Below are 20744 nucleotides of genomic sequence, written 5' to 3'. Positions count from 1 at the left end.
CAGTGCAAGCGGGTGACGGATCAAATCGCCTGGCCGGTCTTCTTCCAGTCGGCGAGGAAGGACTCGATACCCTTGTCGGTCAGAGGATGCTTGATCAGACCTTTCAGCACCGCGGGCGGAACGGTCGCCACATCGGCGCCGATGAGAGCCGCTTCCTTCACATGATTGGCGGTGCGGATCGAGGCAGCCAGGATCTCGGTGCCGAAATCGTAATTATCATAGATCTGGCGGATCTCGCGGATGAGCTCCATGCCGTCGATATTGATGTCGTCGAGACGGCCGATGAACGGCGAGATGAAGGTGGCGCCGGACTTGGCGGCGAGCAGCGCCTGATTGGCCGAGAAGCACAGGGTGACATTGACCATGGTGCCGGCCTGGGTCAGCGTCCGGCAGGCCTTGAGTCCATCGAGGGTGAGCGGCACTTTCACCGCGACATTCTTGGCGATCTTGGCGAGCTTCTTGCCCTCGGCGACCATGCCGTCGGCATCGAGCGCCGTCACTTCGGCGCTTACCGGCCCCTCCACCGCGGCGCAGATCTCGGCGATCACTTCCTTGAAATCGCGTCCGGATTTGGCGATCAGCGAGGGATTGGTGGTCACGCCGTCGAGGAGGCCGGTGGCGGCCAGTTCCTTGATTTCATTGATTTCAGCGGTGTCGACGAAGAATTTCATGGCGATGTCCTTAGAGATTTGAGCGGCAAACTAGTCCGCGAGGTCGGCCCTGACAAGGTCAAAGCGCATCCGCCTCACGCGGGTCGAGGCCCGATTCCCGAACGATTTCGGTGCATAAATGTTCGAAATAGCGCGCCAATGCCGCATCGTCATGACGCAGCGCCCGGCCGTCCAAGGCATGCACCGGGCGGACGAGGCGCAGGCTGTTGGTGAGGAACACCGCCTCGGCGTCGTGAAGCTCGGACGGCGCGATCTCCCTTTCAACGGCTTGCGTCAGGGACAAGAGCTTCTGCCGGGCGATGCCGGGCAGGATGCCTGCACTCAAAGGCGGCGTCGCCAGCCGGCCGCCGCGCCGGATGAAGATATTGGCGATGGTCGTGGCGGCGACCTCACCTCTGGTGTTGAGGAAAAGCGCATCATCGCATTGAGCCGCCGCCGCCTCGCGTACGGCCAGGATATTATCCATGTAGGAAAGCGTCTTGAGGCGCGAGACGGGCGATGTCTCATTGCGCCGGATTGTCGAGGTGAAAAGCGTCGCCGGCGCGAAAAGCGTGCCTTTGACCCACGGATTTGCGGTGACAAGCAGACTCGGCTCGGCGCCATTCGCGGCAAGCCCGCGCACACCAGCTCCGCGCGTCAAAGTGATGCGCAATATGCCGTGGCGATGTGCGCCCGCGCGCAAGGTCTCCGCGACGGCGGCTGCGATCGAAGCGCGATCGGCCGGGATACCGAGAAGCGCTGCGCCCGCCAACATCCGGTCGAGATGCTCGGTGAGCCATATGGGACTGCCGTTGAACACGGCGATGGTTTCAAAGAGGCCGTCTCCCAGCAGGAATCCGCGATCGCCCGGGTCGACGGCGAGCGTGCCGTTGACGAGTGTGCCCTTGAACCAGACGGTCGCGCTCATCCAGCCGCCTTCAGGAAATTGCGCAGGATGTCGTAGCCATGCTCGGTCAGCACCGACTCGGGATGGAACTGCACGCCATAGGTCGGATGGGTCTTGTGTTCGATCCCCATGATCTCGCCATCCTCCGAGCGCGCGGTGACGGTCAAGGGTTCACCGCCGCCAAGCTCGACGATGAGTGAATGATAACGTCCGGCATTGAAACCGTCGGGCAGTCCCGACAGCACGCCCGATCCCTGATGGCGAATGGCGGAGGCCTCGCCATGCATGGGACGTCTGGCGCGCGTCACCTTGCCGCCGAACGCCTCACCGATACATTGATGGCCGAGGCAGATGCCGAGAATGGGGACATGTCCGGACAATTGGCGCACGATGTCGAGCGAAACGCCGGCTTCATGCGGCGTACACGGGCCCGGCGAGATCACGATGCCCCGCACATCATCGCTGATCCTGTCGGCGGTAAGCGCGTCATTACGCTTGACTTCGGCTTCCGCGCCGAGTTCGCGCAGATACCGCGTCACATTGTGCACGAAGGAATCGTAATTATCGATGACGAGGATCATGTCGCGTCCCGCCTCTCGAAGCTCCGGGCGATACGCGCCACCTTGGCGAGCGTCTCCTCATATTCGTCGGCCGGATGCGACTTGGCGGTGATGCCGCCACCGCCCTGGAACTCGGCGCGCCCCTCATGGAAGAGAACGGTGCGGATGGCGATATTGAGATCCATTTCGCCCGTGAAGCTCAGGAAGCCGATCGAGCCGCAATAGACATTGCGCGGCACGCGCTCGATCTCGGCGATGATCTCCTGGGCCCGCATCTTCGGAGCCCCGGTGATCGAGCCGCCGGGGAAGCAGGCGGCGATGAGGTCGCCGCGGCTCTTCCCGGCAGCGAGGCGGCCGGTGACGACGGAGGTGAGATGATGCACCGAGGCGTAGCTTTCCAGACCGCACAGCACCGGCACCTGCACCGTGCCGGGCTCGGCGACGCGCGAGAGATCATTGCGCAGGAGATCGACGATCATCACATTCTCGGCGCGGTCCTTGCGGCTGGCGAGGAGCTCGGCCTTGAGCTCCGCATCGATGCTCGCATTGGCGTCGCGCCGCCTGGTGCCCTTGATCGGGCGCGCCTCGGCGGTCTCGCCGTCGAAACTGACGAGGCGCTCGGGCGAACTCGATGCGACCTTCACCGCGCCATAATCGAGAAAAGCGCCGAAGGTCGCCGGATTGAGCTTGCGCAGATTGAGATAGAAGGCGAGGGGATCGAAGCCAGGCGGAATTTCGGCGTCGAAGCGCTGCGCGATATTAGCCTGGAAGATATCGCCGGCCAGGATGTAGTCGATGGTGCGCTGGATCGCCGCCTCGTAGTCGGCACGTGTGAAGTTCGACCGCCAGCTCGCGATGACGTAATCGCCGGCTAGTGCGGGTTCGGGCGTCAGGCACAGATTCTCGATCTCGGCGATGCGCCGTTCGGCGCGCCGGATGCGTTCCTCCGGATCGGTCTCTGGAAAGCCGGTCGAGACGATCCAGCAGCGCCGGGCCTGATGATCGAAAGCGACGACCGTGTCGTAAGCGTGCAGCAAGATCGGCGCGATGTCGGGCGGCGGGGTCCTCGCCATGATCTGCGGCTCGAGCAGGCGGGCGAATTCATAGGCGATATAGCCGGCGAAGCCACCCTGGAAGGGCGGCAATTCAGGAGCGCGCGGCAGGCTCCAGCGTTTCAACCGGCGGTCGAGGCGCGCCAGCGCCGCGAGGCCTCCTTCGCCTTCCGCCAGCGTAAAGGTCTCGAAAGGATCGGCCGCGATGTAGGAGTAGCGGCCAAGCTCGCCCTGCGGAAGCGCGCTGTCGAGGAAGGTCAGGTCCTTCTGGCGCGCAAAACGGCGCAGCAGCAGGGCCGGATCGCCATAAGCGATCTCGCGCCGCAGCACCTCGCCGGTGGACGCAGGGACATGTTTCATGGTCGCCTCATATAGGCAATCGGGCGGGGTTTTGGGCCATTGCGCCAATTTGCATAAATCATTGATGTACGAGAACAAAATGGCAATTTTGGCCTGCGTTGGGTTGTTGTCTTTTGCATCATCTTGCGCATTTTTGCTTTCTATGTGCTTACTAGGCCCCTACTGGAATTTTCCGTGGAGGCACGGATGGCGAAACGCATCGGGCGCAGGGACGTGCGGGCCCTCGAACCCAACCAATCAATCTGGGACTCGGCAGTACCGGGGTTTCACGCCCGCCGCCAGCGCTCGACCGCAGTATCCTACGTTCTCTTCTACCGAACCGCCGAGGGCCGCCAACGCTTCTATACCATCGGGAGGCACGGTGCGCCTTGGACGCCCGAGACTGCGCGCGAGGAGGCGCGGCGTCTGCTCGGCGAGGTGGCGCAGAAGCGTGATCCCGCCGCGAGCTCGGCGGGATGCACGGTCGCCGAACTCTGTGACCGGTACATATCGGACGCGGAGTCCGGACGCCTCATGACGCGCCTCCGCAGAGCGAAGAAACCGAGCACCCTCGTGACCGACCGGGGCCGCGTCGAGCGGCACATCAAGCCGCTCCTGGGTCGCCGCAGCGTGGTGGAGGTCACATCGAACGATATCGAGCGCTTTATGCACGACGTCGCGAATGGGAAGACTAAGGCTAACATCAAGACGAAGGAAGGGCGCGCCATCATCGTCGAGGGGGGCATGGGCACCGCGAGTCGCACGGTGGGGCTGCTCGGCGGCATCTTCACTTATGCCGTGCGCCAAAAGCTCCGCCCGGACAATCCGGTGCGCGGTGTAGTGCGCCCGGCTGATGGACGCCGCACGCGTCGACTCAGCGACGCGGAGTACGCGGCGCTCGGGGCCGCACTCCGGACGGACGCATGGCCGCCCTCCGTCGCGGCGGTCCGTTTCCTCGCGCTCACCGGCTGGCGCTCGGGCGAGGCGCTCGGGCTCACGTGGCGCGAAGTAGATCTGGAGCGGCGGACGTGCAGGCTAGGTGACACCAAGACCGGAGAGAGCTTGAGGCCGCTCTCGGAGGCCGCGTGCGCAGTGCTGGCGGATATGAAGGTGCTGGGCCTCTCGGGCGAGCTCGCGTTCCCGCCGACGCGAGGATACCGATTGGAGCTGGGCGGGTTTTGGACGAGCCTGGGTTTGCCCAAGGACGTCACGCCCCACGTGCTCCGGCACTCATTCGCTTCCCTTGCGGCGGACCTCGGGCTTTCCGAGCCGACCATCGCCGCCCTCATCGGCCACAAGCGATGGACCGTGACGAGTCGGTACATGCACTCGGCGGACGCGGTGCTCCTTGCGGCGGCGGATCGCGTGGCGGGTGAGACACTGAAAAGGATGTGCGCTGCAGGCTAGCGGCGCTTTCCGCTACATAGCTAGCCATCTATCCGTGAGCCCGTTGGGCGGTTTTGCGAAGGTGGGCCCTCTGTTTGCGGATACTCGCTCGCAATCTAACGGAACTGTTACATAAATCTGGTCGCATCGAAAACGTTGAATTTCTTTTCCATCAACTGAGCTAGTTTCTTTGCCCCTCCGGTGGCGCGATAGGCAATCCCATCCGACACCGAACAATTCCAATTCTTATCTCCTACGCTAAGTATAAAGCCCGCATACTTACCCCGTCCCAGAACTGACAACGACATATGAGCGTCGTATCCTGTTTTCAGCATAAAAAGAAATTCTTTGAATTCTGGAAAGATGAAATTTACACCGGAGTGATCTATGTGATGTAAGCTTTCAGGGAAGGCTTGAGGAATCGTCGTTTTAAGTTCCTCGCGCGATAGCGAGAGGTATCTTGAGACTGCTTGATCAACTAAAGTCTTGAGGCGAACAGCATCATCGTTCACTTCGCTGCGTATTAAAAATCCAAACATGGGCTAGCTCCCCAAGTACATCTGGACGAGTTGAACGCGCCGCTTTGCGCGGAAAAGCCAGCCCTTTCCCAGTTCCGTGGCCTCCGTGCGGACTAACACTTCTATCGCAACATAACCTGCCTCACTCTCTTCACGCGAAAGGAGCTTCTGGTCCATTAGCGTGTTCACTCGAGCCAATCTAATTTCTGCATCAGCTCTCAGTTGCCGACGCCCCTCAGGTGTCGCAGAATCTATTATGTCTTGAATCTGCTGTTGTTCTGAACTCGACAGCGGCATGGCTTTCCTCTTTATCCAATATACTTACTTCTAAGTTCGAGGACTGGGACGCGGAATCGACCCCGGGACAAAGAAGTCTTCCTCGCAGCCCATGGCCGCGTGATGTAGAACCTTGGCAACCTTGCTGCTTGCGAATAGCTGTCAAATACTTGTTATTATATGCCATGGAGCCCTACATACGGGCCAATATTTACAAGGAAACGCCCCCCTTAGCGCTAATGTCTGGAATCTTGCTGGGCAGTGCTGCTCTTGCTTCTTCTCGGTGTCCGTTTCGTTACAAGGACTCGGATACTCTAGTTTGAGGGAAACAGAGATCACCTGATTCCTTGATCCAGGCTCGAGTCTAAACACAGGGACTTGAGCCGACTGAGTCCGGGCGCGTGGACTCGATTGGAGTCTAGTTGCGCAAACTCGGCCCGCGCTCCCCTCGAAGTGACGACCCGAACTCGGCGAGATTGGACTCAAAGTTGAGGACTCGGAAAATGGAGGAGTCCTGATCTCGCGCGCGCGAGGTTTGGGTGAATAAGCGCGAAACTCGATGATGTGCCAGACTCGGCATGCCGAGAACCTGGCGCGCAAATCTTGCGCTCCGAGGGACTCGTAATTTGTCTCGCAAGGCTTGTGATTTGAATCCCGAGGTTCGCAACATGGCTCGAAACTTGTGATTTAGCTCCCAAAACCTCATACATATCAATGATTTACCAAAATTGTAATTTGACAATCCATACCATTTGCGCGATGTTGTTGGAATATTAAAACCATGCCCGTTGTCTTGTTGCGCCACGGAAAACGCGAAGGCTATGAGTATGCGTACCGACATGAGCCTGTTAAGACGCCGCGCCCTGGCAGACGCCCTGACGGCTGAGGGCTTCACGATCAGCGCAACCACCCTGGCGACGATGGCGACACGAGGGGGCGGGCCGCCGTTCCGGCGGTTCGGGCGGGTGCCCCTGTACGAGTGGGGTGAGGCGCTGGAGTGGGCGCGCTCACGGTTGGGGAAGAAGGTGCACAGCACGGCGGAATTTGATGTGAAAGGACAACTGCAATGACAATGAATCACCGGGATAGGTTGCGCGAGATCACAGCGAAGAACTTCACACGTGAGCAGTTTTCGAGGGTGGATGCCAAGTAGGCGGAGATGCGGCGGCGGTATCCGGTGGAGTCGAAGCCGGTAGTAGACTTTCTAGAGCCGACGGGCCTGATCTGCCATGCGGACGTGATTGAACATTTTGCGAGTGGGGTGGGCGTGCCGGACTTCCGGGCGGGGCAGCAATTGCAGCTGTACCCGAGTGCAACGGGCGTCTGGTGGAATGATCAGGTGGGCGAGGACGCGAAGCTGTACAAGGAGCAGAAATGAGAGAGATGATGCCGGGGGTTGCGTGGCCGCGGTGCTTCGAGCATCGGTGGATTGGCTGGTCGCCGTACAAGGACCCGCGCGCGCTGAGTGTGGTGCACACTATGGAAGCGATGCTGCAGGGGGCGCTTGAGGAGGGTGATCCAGTCGAGATAGTGCGGATGTTGCGGGCGGTGCGGGAGGTGTTCGTGCAGTCTGTGAAACAGGGCTGTCCGCATGAGGAGTACCTGGCGATGATGGAGTATGCGCTGGAGGAGATCGGGGCGATGGCGCGGGCGGCATTGGCGCGGCGGGGGATCGTGGTGGATGACGGTGGGGGTGGGGATGACCGTGGGGGGCGGGATGCTGATTGGCCGGTGGATGATGGGCGGGATGCGGAACGGCCGGTGGTGGGCCGTTTGCGGGGCACCACGCGCCGTCCAAAGCGGCGGGCGCGGAACACGGGCCGTATAAAGCGGTGGCAGAAGCGGGACCGGCGACCGTGGGATGGCTGGCGGTACTGATGGGCGAAGAGGTGAAATGGACTCCCGAGAAGCACGCCAAGTTTAAGGAGATCGTGGCGAAGCAGCGGGTGGAGATTGATGAGGCTCTCAAGGAGGAGGACAGGCAGCTCGAGCGGATCGCGGGGAAGTGGCGCGACCTGAAGGTGGTGCCGTTCAAGGTGCAACTGCCGACTGTGTTGACGACGAGCGTGTCCAGGCGGGAGTCTAGCGCGCTTCGGACGGAGCCGACGCGGGCGATTGTGCTGAGCGCGTCGAGGGTGGCGGAGGCGGCTGAGGAGGCGATGCGGCGGCTCGTCGAGTTGGGGGAGCCAATCTATCAACGGGATGGGATGCTGGTGCGTCCGGTGCAAGCGGGCGCAGGCGTGGTCCTCGTTGGACTGGATGAGGCGTATCTCAAGATGACGCTGTCGAAGCAGTTTCGATGGCAGCAACCGGGCTCAAGAAAAGAGATCGGTCCGAGCAACGACGTGGTGGGGATGGTTCTTGCGGCGCGAGGGGATTGGCCGTTCAAGCGGCTGGATGGAGTGCTGAATGCGCCGACACTCCGGCGCGATGGGACGCTGCTCGATAAGCCGGGGTACGACGAGGAGACGTGCATGCTGCTCGCGGCGTCGGCGCTGCAGGTGTCGATCCCGCCTGAGCCGACTCGCGAGGAGGCGGAGGGGGCACTCGACGTGCTTCGGGAGCTGTTCGAGGAGTTTCCGTTCGTGGATGAGGCGAGCGAGGGGGTGGCGCTGTCACTAGTGCTGAGTACGATGGCGAGGAGCGCGCTCGACGCGGCTCCCCTGCACCTGTTCAAGGCGCCGGAAGCAGGCTCCGGGAAATCGTACATTGTGAACATTGCGAGCATGATTGCGACGGGCGAAAGTTGCGCCGTGATCGCGGCAACCTCGAACGTGGAGGAGCAGGAGAAGCGGATCGCGGGTGCGATGATGACGGGCCTGCCGCTGATCAGCCTCGACAACCTGAATGGGACGCTCGGATCGAGTCTGCTTTGCCAGGCGGTAACTGAGAAGCGGGTGACGCAGAGGCCGTTGGGTGGGAGTGGGCTGAAGATCATTTCGAACTGCAGCGTGTTTACGGCGAACGGCAATAACATTGCGATCATGGATGATCTGGCGAGGCGGACGGTTCAGGGGGACCTGGACGCGAAGATCGAGAAGCCCTGGCAGCGCGAGTTTCGGCGGAATCCGCTGGCGATGATCGAGGCGAACCGCGCGAAGTATGTGGCTGCGGCGTTGACGATCCCGCTGGCGTACCTGATGAGCGGAGAGCGGGTGCAGCTGGCTCCGGTGGCGAGCTTTGAGGGGTGGAGTCAGTTTGTGCGGGAGCCGCTGGTGTGGCTGGGGATGACGGACCCGGCGGTGACGATGGAGGCGGTGCGCGAGAACGACCCGAAGCTGCAAGCGAAGGCGGCGGCCCTCCATGCGATTGCGGCGATGTTTGGGTGCGGCAAGGAGAACGCGAAGACGGCTGCGGACATGATTGTGCCCCTCTCGATTAAGGAGGAGATCGAAGGGAATCGACGGGGCGCGGAGCTGCGGGAGGCGCTGATGGCGGTAGCAAGCGCGGGGAAGGAGATATCGGCCAAGAAGCTGGGCACCTGGCTTCGGGATACGCGGGGTCAAATGGCCGAGGGGCTCCGGCTGGAGGGCGAGCGCAATCGACTGAACACAATGGAGTGGTGGGTTGAGCGAGCTTGAAGGAGATGGTGCGGACATGGCCTTAGCCATGTCATGCGGGTTATGTAATGGAAATGAAACGGAAATATGGGACTGCTGGACATGCTGGACATAAAATGGATTATCCCCACCACCCACGCCAATACCACTACGCGTGACGAATTAATTCGGGGCCCAAAGAATCTGTGTCCAGCATGTCCAGCAAATATGCAAAAACCATGTATTTTCAATGTCTTATGTTGCTGGACATGGGCCCCCGCGATGTCCAGCAGGATGTCCAGCACCTCATGCATTACGCAACCCGGACTCCGTCGGACTGAATATCCTGCAGGCATGTTGCTCAGGTCCAACGGAACACATTGCCCAGAAGGGCGGTCCGCTCGTTGGGCTCACGCCAGACACATCCTCAGCGAGTGGGTCTTCCCTGCACTTAGGAGCCCACCCCGATGACCCGCTCAGTTGATGCCCTCCTCACCATGATGCTCGACTCGGGTGCGTGGCTCGGACGTCGGATTGAGGCCGCCGAGAGCCTGCTCGCCTACGAGGCACCCCCGGAGCACGTCGAAGCGGCGAAGGCGTTCCTCACCGCAGTCTTCGACGATCCCGACCAGGATGAGGAGTTCCGGATGAAGGCGCTCAAGCTGGTTCGCAAGGCGGAGGCCCGCAGGGTCGTGTCCTCGACCACCTCAGGTAAAATGGACGAGCGCCCGCACCGGGAACTCAACCGGAGAATGTTACGCGCCAAGCGTCGCCTCGCCCTCATGGAGGCGGGCCTGTGGCCCCCACCGAAAGGCTGGGACGCGGACATCGCGAATGCCGAGCCTCCACGCGGCGCGATCGTTGACCTCTCGAACATGGCGGAGCGGATGGAGGCGGCGAGGCTGAGGATCATCAAGAAATAGCGCCGCGCTTCGCGCGCGCTGATCGGCGGGGAAGAATCAAGGAGCGCGCTACGAAACACACACGCTGGGCGCGACGCGCCTGGGCGAGACGGTGAAGCCCGCAAGCCGCCCCAGTCTCACGTGGTCGTTAGACGTCGTCTAACAACCATATCGCACTGGCGGGCAACGTGCGCCGCGCGAAGCGCGCGCTGTATGGCTTTTTTAATGGTTAAAAGAGCCATATCGCCCTAGGCGGTACGGTCAAGGAGCGCCGGACGCTTCGCGCTCGTGCTAACTCGCCTTCGTTCAACATACAAGAGGCGGTATGTATGTTTGCACTAGGCATACCACTATACAGGGCGCGCGCTTCGCGCCCACGCGAATTGGCCTCACATCAACATGGAGAAGTTCCTTAGCCTGTATGGCTTGTTAAATCATTTAACAAGCCATACAGCCGCCTGCGCCCCGGCGAGGGCGAGGGCGGTTTCCAATGGATGCGATGCGAGCCGCGCTCCGGGTGGTGAAGCAGCCTGTATGGCTCCTTTCGTTTTGAAAGCAACCATATCGGCCTCGTCGCTTTTTCTGCGTTCCTCGTGATAAGGAACCAAGCGCGCAATCCGGGTGGTTAAGTAGCCTGTATGGCTATTGCGCTTGGCGTAATCGCCATATCGGCCTCGTCACTCTTTCTGCATACCCCATGATAAGGAACCAGGCGCGCGGGCGCGCGCGATGCGCTGGACGGTCCCGACGCCCACGCCCACTTTCGCAGCGACTTTGCGGGTACCGGCAGTCTCGAGGCCGCGCAGTCTTCGTGGGTCGCAAGACTGTCGCCGGTGATCATCGATTCAGTGGGCATAACGAGGTTAAGGGAAAATCCCGACCCGTTATTCCTCTGGCAGGTGGTGCAAACCCGCCACCAACGCCGGTTCGGCGACTGACGTGTTGCGGATCAGAGCAGCAGGTTTCCAGTGCAAGGCCTGACCTCTACGCGATCATTATGGAGGAGCGTCGCTCCTCGGCATGTACACTCAACTTGGAGGGGCCGGTCGCGGAGTTACTAATGTTCTGATTTACTTCCGCTTTCGAGGGCATAGTGGACATGGCCAGCCTTTGATGGATCGACCCGGTCGCAAATGACCCAAACCGGACATGCCGGGAACCTTCATTGCTGGGTGCAGCCAGCGCTGGAGTGATCTAACTTCCTTTGGTCCGTACCTCGGGCTCGTACCGTGGAAGACCTCATGATAGTATGGATTATAGTGGAGGGCGGGCTTGCGACATGAACTTGAGCATCGACCAATGGCTGACGGAACATGGGCTTGAGATGCTGGCAGGCACGATGCATGCGAACGATATAGATCTGGAAATATTGCAAGAATTATCAGAATCCGAATTGGCAGCTTTGGGGGTCTCACTTGGAAACCGCAAACGACTTCTGAAGGCCTTAGCTAACGCCAAAAAGACGCTCCCGCCAACCGCTGTCAGTTCGACGCCCATCGGTGAGCGACGACAAGTTACTATTTTATTCGCCGACATCGTCGGTTTTACGACATTATCTGACCGATTAGATCCCGAGGATACGCACCGTCTCTTGGGGCGCTATTTTCACGTTGTCGATCGTATCGTGGCTGATTTCGGGGGCTCGATTGACAAGCATATCGGGGATGCTGTGATGGCTGTCTTCGGAGCGCCGAAATCTCACGGCAACGATGCTGAACGGGCGGTGCGTGCAGCCAATGCCATTCACGAGGCGCTATCAAGTTTTGAGCCGCGCCTCGACGTTCACATTGGTGTTGCGGGAGGCGAAGTACTGGCCAGTCAAACTGGCAGCGAGGATCACGCAGAATACACGGTGACCGGTCCGTCGGTTAATTTGGCCTCTCGGCTTCAAGGTGTAGCTGGTGCGGGCGAGACTCTCGTCTCGGAAAGCGTCTATCAGGCGATTGCCGGTTTTACGGCATGTGAGAGTCGAGGAGAAATTCAAGTCAAGGGTCTGGGTGATGCTCTAAAAGTATGGTGCTTAGCCGGAGTTAGCGACAGGCGAGGTGTTTCGAGTGAGCAGGTTTTTGTTGGACGCAGGAATGAATTACAACAGGCTTTGGGGGTGCTCGATGCCCTCTTTAAGAACTCTTCTGGTAGCGTTTTGTACATTCGTGGAGAAGCCGGAATCGGGAAGACCCGGTTTGTTGACCAGGTGGAAAAACATGCTCAGACACGTGGTGCCGGGACCCATGCAGGACTGATATTGGATTTCGGCGTCGCTCAAGGGGAAGACGCCATTACATTGCTACTGCGAAGCCTGTGTTCAGTGCCGGCGCGAACAGACAAAAGCGATGTGATAATCGCCGTTCGAGAGCTTGTAGAAAAGTCTGTAATCACGCCATCCGATCAAGTTCATGCTTTTGCGCTTTTGGGCATTTCACAACCCTCAGAGCTCAAGCCTATCTTCGATGCCCTGGACAACGAAGCCCGAAAGTCAGGCAGGCTGAGGACGCTCTCGTCCATATTGAGACACGCTGCCAAAATGGCTCCGCTCTTTCTAAGAGTCGAAGATGTCCATTGGGCGGACGAAGCTATTCTTCAGTCTCTCGCGACTATAGCTGGCGAAACCGCCGAGCATCCCATCCTCTTGGTTATGACTTCTCGGGTTGAGGGCGAAAAGATTGACCATAGTTGGCGGGCGTCTGCACGAGACTGTTCTTTTTCGACCTTGGATCTGGGGCCTTTGCGAAAGGATGACGCAATGGTCCTTGCAAGCGGCTACTTGAGCGCGACGGATGGCTTTGCTCAGAAATGTATCGATCGGGCAGCCGGGAATCCTCTGTTCCTTGAACAGCTGCTAAGGAGCAAACAGGGCGATGCTGTCCCCGGCTCAGTACAGAGTATTGTGCAGGCAAGGATTGATCAGCTTAGCGAGACTGACCGTACCATCCTCCGCGCAGCCTCAGTCCTGGGCCAACGCTTTTCTCTCGCAGCCGTGCGGGCGATGATAAAAGATCCGGGATCTTCTTGTTCCAATCTCGTCGCCCAGCATCTGGTCCGTCCGCAAGAGGAGGACTACCTGTTTGCGCATGCGCTTGTGCGTGATGGCGTCTACCAATCAATCGTACTCAATCAACGCAAAGATTTGCATTCAGCTGCCGCCGGTTGGTTTGCCGGCCGAGATATGTCATTGCGAGCTTGGCACCTGGGTATGGCAGCCGACCCGTCGGCGCCCTCGGCATATTTAGACGCCGCTCAAGCGCATGCTGAGGCACATCGGCATGATCGTGCCACCGAGCATTGCAAGACTGCTCTTGGTCTTAACCCGCAGAGAGAGATCGTGTTCTCCTTGCTTGCATTGCTTGGAGAGGTTCAGCTTGAGTCTAACGACCCTGCCGGATCCATTGATACGTTCGAGCTTGCCTTGCAGACCGCTGAACACCCACTGGAGCGTGCCCGCGCTCTGACCGGGCTGGCATCGGCTATGCGTCTGGTCGATCGGCTGGCCGATGCCGAAGTGAACATAAATGAAGCTATCGAACTTGCGGGCCGTGAAGAAAACCACCTTATTCTATCGAAGGCTTACTTTCTGAGAGGCAATTTAGAGTGGCCAAGAGCAAATTATAGTGCGTGTATCACAAATCATCAGGCTTCGCTCGATCATGCGCGCGCATCGTCTTCTATAGAGCTTGAAGTTCAAGCACTCGGCGGTCTGGGAGATGCTAACTATCTTCGCGGTTGCATGATCACCGCTAACGAGCACTTTGAGCTGTGTGTCAGAAGAGCTGATGAGGGCGGGCTCGCCCGCGTGGCCGCTGCCAACCGCCCGATGCTTGCATGGTGCGCCATCTACAAGGGTGAGCTCGATCTTGCTTGGAATCATGCGATCGAGGCGCGTGAAAATGCCCAGTCAATCTCACATAAGCGCTCTGAGATTATTGCCTTGAATGCTCTTGCCCTAATTGCGGCAGAGCGAGGTGATGTCGCCTCAATTTTTCACTATACTGAGCCAGCTATGGCACTTGCCCGCGAGCTTGGATCCCAGCGCTTTCAGGCCATGGTTCTAATGCTGCAAAGCAAGGCTTTCTTCATCGAAGGTAGTCCAAATCGGGCTGCCAAGTATCTCCACACTGCCTTGGATCTCGCCAGTCAGACGCTAAGCTTTATCGGTCCATGGATTATGGGAGGTCTAGTCTTGGCCGCCGATTCGCCCACCGAGAGACGCCAGTGGTTAGATCAAGGCCTCTCTATCCTGCAAAACAGCGCAGTTTCGCACAACTATCTGTTCTTTCATGCTGACGCAATGGATGCCCACCTGATCGATCGAAACTGGGACGGCGTCCGGAAGCACGCCGAATTGCTGGATCGATATACGACAAATGAGCCCCTGCCGTTGTCGAGCTTCATGATCGAGAGAGCGCGGTGGGCTGCCGCAATTGGCGAGAACACGAACGATCACGAACTGCGTGCGGTCGGACGGCAGCTCCAGAGTCGCGGTCATCAAATGGGACTCAAGCGCTCATTAGAGTTGTTTTCCAATTTCTCTCATTAGCGGGTGCGTTGTCGGCCCTTTCGCCGAGATGCAGTGCTAGTCGGCTGTCCAAGATGTCCGCTATTGATGCTGTGGACGGCTCCTCCACCTGGTGCGCAAGCGCCATAGGATTGGTTGCCAAAAGGTGACTACGATTCGGAGGAGCTCGATATGCAAGCGGTGACGACAATCGGTTTCGACATTGCGAAGTCTGTTTTCCAGGTTCACGGCATTGACGCAGACGGCCAGGGCGTTATTCGCCAGCGCCTCAGGCGGTCACGGGTTCTCGGCTTCTTCAGGAAGCTTTCGCCTTGCGTGGTTGGTGTCGAGGCATGCGCGTCCTCGCACCACTGGTCGCGCCAGTTGCAGGCACTCGGGCACACGGTTCGATTGATGCCGCCGGCCTATGTGAAGCCGTATGTGAAACGCCAGAAGAACGATGCGGCCGATGCCGAGGCCATTTGCGAGGCGGTGCAGCGGCCAAGCATGCGGTTCGTGCCGACCAAGAGCAAGCCTGTCTGATGCTCCACCGTACGCGGCATCTGTTCATTCGCCAGCAGACTGCGCTGATCAATGCGATCCGCGCCCACCTTGCCGAGTTTGGCATTGTCGCACCAGTCGGCCGCAATGGCGTCGAGAAGCTGCTCGATGTGGTTGCCGATCCCGACGATGGACGCGTGCCCGAGATTGCGCGCGAGTGCCTGGAGGCACTGGGCCGTCAACTACGGCAGCTTAAGCTGCAGATCCTGACGTTCGACCAGCATATCAACGCCTGGCATCGCTCAAACGAGACCAGCCGTCGGCTCGACGAACTCCCCGGGGTCGGTCCGGCGCTGGCAACCGCGCTGGTCGCCAGTATTCCCGATCCGAGGGCGTTTCGCTCGGGACGCGACTTCTCAGCCTGGATTGGGCTGGTGCCGAAGCAGCACTCCAGTGGAGGCAGGGAGAGGCTTGGCAATATCACCAAACAGGGCGATCGATACCTGCGCTCGCTGTTCTGTGCTGGCGCGTTGGCGGTGATCCGATACGCGAAAATCCACGGCAGCAAGCATCGGCCATGGCTTGCCAAGCTGCTGGAACGGCGGCCGACAAAGGTGGCCGCGATCGCGCTCGCCAACAAGATTGCCCGCATGGCCTGGGCGATGATGGCCAAGGGCGAGCGTTACAGGGAACCCGCCGCGCTGGCTCGCTAGGGCACGGCGACTTTGGACGAGTTCGCGCCGGCAACGGCGTGATGTGAAGGCTGGAAAGGACTGACAGCAGGTAACGCAGAACCGGTCGATCCGGCGATCAGGACAACCCACATGGGCCACAGCATTGTCGAACGCGAGCTTTTGACCGGGACCTGATCCGCGGAAGGCATTATGGCCAGCGGCCCTATGAGCCGCGCTCAAAGGCCGAACACATGGCTGCTACGACCAGCGCTGCGACATGCAAAGAACCTTGACAGCCCGGAGCCGTCCACACATGGCCCTTCGCGTCACTTCTCGGCTCTGCAGGATTTTGTCGCTATCGGGGCAAAGCTGACAAGGCCGGACTTGCGGCTGGCTCGGCCCGGTCGCGAGTGACACAATGTATGGCCCGGCCGTGCGTCGCGTATCCGGCCTCTGATTGGAGTTAGTGTTTCAGATGATGCGAACGTTATGGCTTGGCAATCTTGGTTACCGCCATATTGCGCATCTTGATCGTAATTCCCTCAGGCTGAATGTCGGTGAATTGAGATTTCTTGCCGTATTTCTTCCATTCATAACCAAAGCCAGCCATCACAGGGCCGACGATAAAAGTGATCCGTTTCGGATTCTTTTTTACACCCGGCTCGCATTGATTTGTGATGTAACAGTGGGGTGCCTGATTTGTCGCAACGGCCTCTGCCGAATAGATGACCTTGTCGTCACAACTGACCTTGATCCATCCACGCTTGTCCGCAGTCCAGCGCACCTTCATCGAAAACGAAACCCACTGACCAAATCGTTCCTTCGGCTGGCACTGATTGCCGAGGAACGTAATGCCGTGGATGGTGTCGGCTTTCAACATATAGAGAAAATTGTGGAGGTAAGGACCTTCCCAACTTGCGATCCGCAGTCGGCTGTCGAGCGCGTCCTTCAAGAATCCTATGGAGTGGCCGTTGTAGAAGCCGCCGTAGGAGAACGATGGATCAATCCAAATGTCGAAGTGATATTCTAAAGCGGTGTTCAGTCGAGCGTCAGGTTGGTAAAGCAAGTTCGAACGCACATTTCCATTGTAACAGTCGCTTTCACCTCGCCCGTCACCGTAGTCAACTTTGCTGCACTGCTTGTCCTGAATCCGGAACGTCGTCACCCCGCCTTTTGTCACCGGCTTTACGGCATTGAATTGGTGGTTGGAAAAGCCCTTCGGATGTGGATCGGCAACACTATCCGAGCTAGGCAGAGCCACAAAGAGCCCCACGACCATCGTGGCGAGTAGATTTGTCATGTTTTTTCCTGCCCTCGCCTCAGGCTGACACGCCAGCGCAAATTGTGTCAACAAGCGCCTAGGCTTCCCCGCGCACAATGCCCCACGCGGTGGTGGCCGAGGAGATCAAGTTCGGACCCCAATGAAAGGTACAGACATTTTGTCTGCACTCTTGACGCACCGAACACTCTTAATGATGTCGCTTATTGGCCCATCGCGTCGCTTTGGTGCGCTGCCGAAATATTGTCGCTATCGGGGCAAAGCTGACAAGGCCGGACTTGCGGCTGGCTCGGCCCGGTCGCGAGTGACCCAAAGCTGAAGTGCGAACCTCTCGCACAAGCATCCGCGTTGTTAGGTAAAGCGGACTCAAACATTAGATGTCCAGATGACTTCGACACCAAGGTACGCGGAATTGGCTGCGGCCAACTCAGCAATCCGCACTCGCGTTTCTCGACAAGCCGTAATAGCATGCTTCGGGGCTTTGGCTGGCAGGGATCATGGAGCGAAGACTCGCAGCAATCTTGGCTGCCGATTTGGTCGGCTACAGCCGGCTTATGGGGCAGGATGAAGCTGGTACTTTGGCGGCACTCAAGGCTGTCCGCGCGGAGCTGATCGACCCCAAGATTGCCGAACACAAGGGGCGAATATTCAAGGCTACCGGCGACGGGGTGTTGGCAGAGTTTCCAAGCGTCGTAAATGCTGTCGCATGCGCGGTCGAAATTCAATCGTCGATGGCGACGAATAATGCGGAAGGGCCTGAGGAGCGGCATATCCTGTTTCGAATTGGGGTAAACCTTGGAGACGTAATTGCTGAGGGCGACGACATTTTCGGAGACGGAGTGAATGTAGCCACGAGGCTTGAAAGCACGGCACCACCGGGAGGTATCGCAGTATCTTCAGTGGTCCGTGACCAGATCGGTAACCGGCTCGACGTCCAGTTCGAAGATATCGGAAAACAAGAACTCAAGAACATCGCTCAGCCAGTACACGTCTACCAACTGGTAAATGGCAGGGCCAACAGGCCGATGAAGGAAAGGTTGGCACTGCCAGACAGACCATCAATCGCGGTGTTGCCCTTTCAGAATATGAGCGGTGATCCGGAGCAGGAGTACTTCGGCGACGGAATAGCAGAAGATATTATCACCGCAATATCGAAACTTCGGGGCTTCTTCGTCATCGCGCGCAACTCGAGCTTCGCATACAAGGGCAAATCCCCGGATATCCGTCAAATAGCACGGGAACTGGGGGTGCGTTATGTGCTCGAAGGCAGCGTACGTAAAGGAGGCGATCGGCTGCGGGTGACCGGTCAGTTGATCGATGCGACGAGTGGTAACCATATCTGGGCTGAGCGCTACGACCGCCCGACTGCAGAAATCTTTGCACTGCAAGATGAAATCACGGCCAGCGTCGTCGCAGCCATCGAGCCGCAGCTCTATGCTGCCGAAAGCCTCCGTTTGCGGAGCAAGTCACCGGAAAGCCTCGATGCATGGGGCTGTTTGGTGCGGGCAATGCCCTATATTTGGACCTGGGTCATCCAAGACGAAGACACCGGCATCAACCTCCTAAAGCGGGCCATCGAGCTCGATCCAGGCTATGCACGCGCACGCAGTCTACTTGCATGGGCATTCGCAACCCGCGTAGCGTCAGGAAAACTGGAATTTGAGCAAGGCATATTTGATGCCCTTACTCTTGCACAACGGGCTATTGACCTCGATCCCGATGACCCATGGGCCCACTTTGCGGCCGGATACGTTTATGCATTTTCGAGGCGACTGGGGCCGGCAGTTGAAGAACTGAATGAGGCGTTGCAACGCAACCCCAATTTTGCGTTTGCCCGAACAATCTTGGCGTGTGCGTATGGTTACGCGGGGCTTGCAGAAGATGGCGTCCATCAACTCGAACTTGCACGACGACTGAGCCCCCGCGACTATACGCAAGCCGCGAGTCTCTCCATCGAGGGCCTTTGCCATTTTGTCGCTGGGCGTTACGGAGACGCTGTGACTGCAGAACGTCGAGCGATTCAAATTCGACCCGATTTTTGCACAGCTTGGCGCACTTTCACCGCGGCTGCCGGTCTCGCAGATGACTTGGAGCAGGCGCGCATAGGTCTGGTGCAATGCAAGCGACTACAGCCGAATTTAAGTATTGACTGGGTGGAAAAATATCACCCGTTGATCAGACCTGACGACCGCGCCAAGTACATCGAAGGTCTGCGCCGAGCAGGTCTCGAATAGTTGGTGCCCCGCCGGAGAAGATTTGGACAATCTCGGTTTTGTCGAGAGACTTAGTTTTGACCGTCATAACAGCCCATTTGCGCTTGCACCGCGCCGTCATTGTATAGTGGAAGGTTGCCGGCACGCTAGGCCTTCCGCCTAGCCAGCGTTGTGCCTGGCTGAATTTGAGGCGGTTGGGCGCCAAAATGCTGGGCCAAGCCGCTTCCGCAACAATGAGCGCCGGTGGCGGTCCCAATGGCAAGTCACTCAGGTCTGCTTCTGGTCCGAACCAGACATGCCGCGTTCGCCAAATCAATGAGCCAAAGGGGTAACTATTGGCGAACCTCGGTGTCTAGTAGACTTCAACGGCAGCGGCAACTGCAAGACACGGCGGAGCGCTTAAAGGTGGCGAGGCTGCGCGATGCCTCGCTCCGAAACGAGAAATGATGCAAAGCGAGTCGTGAGTCGGGTACGTCGCTGCGACACCCACTGTCCCAGGCTCAGTCGAATTGGGTATGTCCCTGAAGCCATACCCCCGCCGCTCGGATAAGCCAAATCAGAGTCCGTGCGGGGACAGTTCTTGGGCAGGCCAATATAGGCCAGTCTTTCAGACCGCCCTGTTCTTCGCAATCATCGCCCAGACAGCGAGCACGATGACAGCTCCGACGACGGCTCCAATAAGGCCGGCGCCTTCGCCCGGGCCATATATTCCCAGGACCTGGCCCATGTAGCTCGCAACGAACGCCCCGACAATACCCAGGATTGCCGTCAGTATAAACCCGGACGGTTCATTCGGGCCAGGCATCAGGAATTTGGCAATTACCCCTGCAAGGAATCCGATGATGATTGTCCAGATAATACTCATGGGCGTCTCCCCTGTGTCGCAGTTATCCTGCAGCACTTCGAAAGTGCTATGCTGGAACCCGATGGTACTACGAAAAATAGGAGAGGAAAATGGCTAGAGGAATGCCTTCGCTCGGGGCTCTTTTGGGGCTGGTCGCCATCGCGGGATATCAAAATCGCGACAAGATCGGGGAATTTGTAAAGGGTCTCGGAATATCTGACCCCAATAGCCCCCTCGGTGGAATCTTGGAAGGCGCGCGGAAATCTCTTGGTGGCAGCGCGACAGGCACCGATATGAATAGTGGTCTTGGTGAGCTGGTCGACCGCTTCCGGCAGAACGGCCAGGGTGCAACTGCAGATTCATGGGTGGCAACCGGAGCCAACAAGCCGATCAATGATTCGGAAGTGGAACGCGCGTTAGGGCCAGACCTCATCGACAGTCTCGCTAAACAAACCGGCTTGAGCCGCGCGGATTTGCTTTCGCGCTTGGCCTCAATGCTTCCCGATGTCGTGGACAAGATGACCCCTGGAGGGCGTTTACCGCAATGACATGCGCTGCCCCTGAGTGACGTCCCGAAGCGTTGATTGCGGCCGGCCGTCGCAAACGGAGCAC

Annotated in this window: 17 protein-coding genes and 1 pseudogene; 11 read left to right on the top strand and 7 right to left on the bottom strand. The window is 58.8% G+C overall.

Going from position 1 to position 20744, the window contains the following annotated elements; translation table 11 throughout:
- Positions 1-20: 20 nt before the first annotated feature.
- The 4 genes from fsa to pabB are packed head-to-tail and all read right to left on the bottom strand — an operon-like array spanning position 21 to position 3529.
- Positions 21-671, bottom strand: coding sequence for a fructose-6-phosphate aldolase (fsa, locus tag G5V57_RS09575; RefSeq protein ID WP_165167275.1), 651 nt, complete (start codon positions 669-671; stop codon positions 21-23).
- A 58-nt stretch (positions 672-729) separates the two neighbouring features.
- A complete protein-coding gene (locus G5V57_RS09570) occupies positions 730-1578 on the bottom strand; it encodes an aminotransferase class IV (RefSeq protein ID WP_165167274.1) in 849 nt (282 codons plus the stop codon).
- Complete coding sequence (locus G5V57_RS09565) at positions 1575-2138, bottom strand: aminodeoxychorismate/anthranilate synthase component II (RefSeq protein ID WP_165167273.1); 564 nt, start codon at positions 2136-2138, stop codon at positions 1575-1577. Before G5V57_RS09565 ends, G5V57_RS09570 begins: the two co-directional genes overlap by 4 nt.
- Positions 2135-3529, bottom strand: a complete 1395-nt coding sequence (gene pabB, locus G5V57_RS09560; protein WP_165167272.1) for an aminodeoxychorismate synthase component I — start codon at positions 3527-3529, stop codon at positions 2135-2137. Before pabB ends, G5V57_RS09565 begins: the two co-directional genes overlap by 4 nt.
- A 186-nt stretch (positions 3530-3715) precedes the next feature.
- Between pabB and G5V57_RS09555 the strand changes: the two genes are divergently transcribed.
- A complete protein-coding gene (locus G5V57_RS09555; RefSeq protein WP_165167271.1) occupies positions 3716-4915 on the top strand; it encodes a site-specific integrase in 1200 nt (399 codons plus the stop codon).
- Positions 4916-5022: 107 nt separating this feature from the next.
- On the opposite strand, the gene G5V57_RS09550 is transcribed toward G5V57_RS09555, so the two are convergent.
- A complete protein-coding gene (locus G5V57_RS09550; RefSeq protein WP_165167270.1) occupies positions 5023-5433 on the bottom strand; it encodes a hypothetical protein in 411 nt (136 codons plus the stop codon).
- 1082 nt (positions 5434-6515) lie between these two features.
- Here G5V57_RS09550 and G5V57_RS09545 point away from each other — a divergent pair.
- The 8 genes and pseudogenes from G5V57_RS09545 (at position 6516) to G5V57_RS09515 (ending at position 15835) form a co-directional block, all read left to right on the top strand.
- Entirely contained in the window at positions 6516-6758 is a 243-nt protein-coding gene (locus G5V57_RS09545; RefSeq protein ID WP_165167269.1) for a DNA-binding protein, read from the top strand.
- An 89-nt stretch (positions 6759-6847) separates the two neighbouring features.
- Positions 6848-7066, top strand: coding sequence for a hypothetical protein (locus G5V57_RS09540; protein ID WP_165167268.1), 219 nt, complete (start codon positions 6848-6850; stop codon positions 7064-7066).
- The gene (locus G5V57_RS09535; protein WP_165167267.1) at positions 7063-7566 is read left to right on the top strand and encodes a hypothetical protein; all 504 of its coding nucleotides are present in this window, start codon (positions 7063-7065) and stop codon (positions 7564-7566) included. Before G5V57_RS09540 ends, G5V57_RS09535 begins: the two co-directional genes overlap by 4 nt.
- Positions 7566-9269 carry a hypothetical protein gene (locus G5V57_RS09530; protein WP_165167266.1) on the top strand — a complete coding sequence of 568 codons (1704 nt, stop codon included), beginning with the start codon at positions 7566-7568 and terminating at the stop codon, positions 9267-9269. Before G5V57_RS09535 ends, G5V57_RS09530 begins: the two co-directional genes overlap by 1 nt.
- A gap of 425 nt (positions 9270-9694) precedes the next feature.
- On the top strand, positions 9695-10150 hold the full coding sequence (locus G5V57_RS09525; RefSeq protein ID WP_165167265.1) for a hypothetical protein: 456 nt from the start codon (positions 9695-9697) through the stop codon (positions 10148-10150).
- A 1258-nt stretch (positions 10151-11408) separates the two neighbouring features.
- Complete coding sequence (locus G5V57_RS09520; RefSeq protein WP_165167264.1) at positions 11409-14663, top strand: adenylate/guanylate cyclase domain-containing protein; 3255 nt, start codon at positions 11409-11411, stop codon at positions 14661-14663.
- A 150-nt stretch (positions 14664-14813) separates the two neighbouring features.
- Positions 14814-15092: pseudogene (locus G5V57_RS34300) on the top strand (IS110 family transposase); the annotation flags it as partial.
- The gene (locus G5V57_RS09515) at positions 14975-15835 is read left to right on the top strand and encodes an IS110 family transposase (RefSeq protein ID WP_246737585.1); all 861 of its coding nucleotides are present in this window, start codon (positions 14975-14977) and stop codon (positions 15833-15835) included. The pseudogene G5V57_RS34300 and the gene G5V57_RS09515, both read left to right, overlap by 118 nt.
- A gap of 448 nt (positions 15836-16283) precedes the next feature.
- On the opposite strand, the gene G5V57_RS09510 is transcribed toward G5V57_RS09515, so the two are convergent.
- A complete protein-coding gene (locus G5V57_RS09510; RefSeq protein WP_165167263.1) occupies positions 16284-17096 on the bottom strand; it encodes a hypothetical protein in 813 nt (270 codons plus the stop codon).
- A gap of 476 nt (positions 17097-17572) precedes the next feature.
- On the opposite strand from G5V57_RS09510, the gene G5V57_RS09505 reads away from it, so the two are divergent.
- Complete coding sequence (locus G5V57_RS09505; protein WP_165167262.1) at positions 17573-19309, top strand: adenylate/guanylate cyclase domain-containing protein; 1737 nt, start codon at positions 17573-17575, stop codon at positions 19307-19309.
- 586 nt (positions 19310-19895) lie between these two features.
- Here G5V57_RS09505 and G5V57_RS09500 read toward each other — a convergent pair.
- Positions 19896-20153 (bottom strand): GlsB/YeaQ/YmgE family stress response membrane protein, encoded by a 258-nt coding sequence (locus tag G5V57_RS09500; RefSeq protein ID WP_165167261.1) that lies wholly within the window; start codon positions 20151-20153, stop codon positions 19896-19898.
- A gap of 89 nt (positions 20154-20242) precedes the next feature.
- Between G5V57_RS09500 and G5V57_RS09495 the strand changes: the two genes are divergently transcribed.
- The gene (locus G5V57_RS09495) at positions 20243-20680 is read left to right on the top strand and encodes a YidB family protein (RefSeq protein ID WP_165167260.1); all 438 of its coding nucleotides are present in this window, start codon (positions 20243-20245) and stop codon (positions 20678-20680) included.
- Positions 20681-20744 lie beyond the last annotated feature (64 nt).

Origin of the sequence: Nordella sp. HKS 07 (assembly GCF_011046735.1) — a bacterium.
GTDB lineage: Bacteria > Pseudomonadota > Alphaproteobacteria > Rhizobiales > Aestuariivirgaceae > Taklimakanibacter.
This window is presented reverse-complemented; position numbering and strand designations above follow the sequence as displayed.

Bases quoted from the DNA above. Each gene is read 5' to 3' on its own strand.
- pabB (WP_165167272.1), bottom strand. From the start codon at position 3,529: ATGAAACATGTCCCTGCGTCCACCGGCGAGGTGCTGCGGCGCGAGATC.
- G5V57_RS09495 (WP_165167260.1), top strand. From the start codon at position 20,243: ATGGCTAGAGGAATGCCTTCGCTCGGGGCTCTTTTGGGGCTGGTCGCC.
- G5V57_RS09535 (WP_165167267.1), top strand. From the start codon at position 7,063: ATGAGAGAGATGATGCCGGGGGTTGCGTGGCCGCGGTGCTTCGAGCAT.
- G5V57_RS09565 (WP_165167273.1), bottom strand. From the start codon at position 2,138: ATGATCCTCGTCATCGATAATTACGATTCCTTCGTGCACAATGTGACG.
- G5V57_RS09520 (WP_165167264.1), top strand. From the start codon at position 11,409: ATGAACTTGAGCATCGACCAATGGCTGACGGAACATGGGCTTGAGATG.
- G5V57_RS09500 (WP_165167261.1), bottom strand. From the start codon at position 20,153: ATGAGTATTATCTGGACAATCATCATCGGATTCCTTGCAGGGGTAATT.
- G5V57_RS09505 (WP_165167262.1), top strand. From the start codon at position 17,573: ATGGAGCGAAGACTCGCAGCAATCTTGGCTGCCGATTTGGTCGGCTAC.
- G5V57_RS09570 (WP_165167274.1), bottom strand. From the start codon at position 1,578: ATGAGCGCGACCGTCTGGTTCAAGGGCACACTCGTCAACGGCACGCTC.
- G5V57_RS09545 (WP_165167269.1), top strand. From the start codon at position 6,516: ATGCGTACCGACATGAGCCTGTTAAGACGCCGCGCCCTGGCAGACGCC.
- G5V57_RS09550 (WP_165167270.1), bottom strand. From the start codon at position 5,433: ATGTTTGGATTTTTAATACGCAGCGAAGTGAACGATGATGCTGTTCGC.
- G5V57_RS09540 (WP_165167268.1), top strand. From the start codon at position 6,848: ATGCGGCGGCGGTATCCGGTGGAGTCGAAGCCGGTAGTAGACTTTCTA.
- G5V57_RS09510 (WP_165167263.1), bottom strand. From the start codon at position 17,096: ATGACAAATCTACTCGCCACGATGGTCGTGGGGCTCTTTGTGGCTCTG.
- G5V57_RS09530 (WP_165167266.1), top strand. From the start codon at position 7,566: ATGGGCGAAGAGGTGAAATGGACTCCCGAGAAGCACGCCAAGTTTAAG.
- G5V57_RS09555 (WP_165167271.1), top strand. From the start codon at position 3,716: ATGGCGAAACGCATCGGGCGCAGGGACGTGCGGGCCCTCGAACCCAAC.
- fsa (WP_165167275.1), bottom strand. From the start codon at position 671: ATGAAATTCTTCGTCGACACCGCTGAAATCAATGAAATCAAGGAACTG.
- G5V57_RS09515 (WP_246737585.1), top strand. From the start codon at position 14,975: ATGCGCGTCCTCGCACCACTGGTCGCGCCAGTTGCAGGCACTCGGGCA.
- G5V57_RS09525 (WP_165167265.1), top strand. From the start codon at position 9,695: ATGACCCGCTCAGTTGATGCCCTCCTCACCATGATGCTCGACTCGGGT.